This is a genomic window from Marinobacter sp. BW6, from assembly GCF_008107725.1.
Classification (GTDB): Bacteria; Pseudomonadota; Gammaproteobacteria; order Pseudomonadales; family Oleiphilaceae; genus Marinobacter.
Genome location: NZ_VIRN01000077.1, coordinates 1 through 399, shown reverse-complemented (window position 1 = coordinate 399; position 399 = coordinate 1). Strand labels below are relative to the sequence as shown.

Below are 399 nucleotides of genomic sequence, written 5' to 3'. Positions count from 1 at the left end.
ACATATTCAGCTTGCCCATAGAATGCTGCATTTTGTTATTTGGGCCGTTAGATACCACACACATTGGCGCAGTGATCGCTGACAGGAGCACTCCAGCCCCTTCGATGGCTTCCAGTTCTGAATCGAACAGCCGAGCGACTTCTGCACGGTAAACGTGTTCAGCTTCTGTTTTCGCTAACGTAACACCATGTTCAAGGGAAACAATATCGATAATTTCGTACAGTTTTACACCTTTGAAACGTTTGAAAACCTCTTCAGGATCGAGCGTAATACCAAATTCCTGAAACATCGTTACATATGCGCGAGAGCAAATGACTTCACTGTCGACCAGCGTACCGTCGCAGTCGAAAAATACCGCTTCTATCCGGGACATGCCTTTCCTTTTTAATCAGTTTAACG

The 399-nt window shown here is 45.4% G+C and carries 1 protein-coding gene; it reads right to left on the bottom strand.

Annotated elements, in window-relative coordinates; translation table 11 throughout:
- Positions 1 to 373, bottom strand: a 373-nt coding sequence (gene yieH, locus FMN52_RS18535; RefSeq protein WP_148610103.1) for a 6-phosphogluconate phosphatase, incomplete at its 3' end; no start/stop codon positions are given.
- Between the last annotated feature and the right edge of the window lie 26 nt (positions 374 to 399).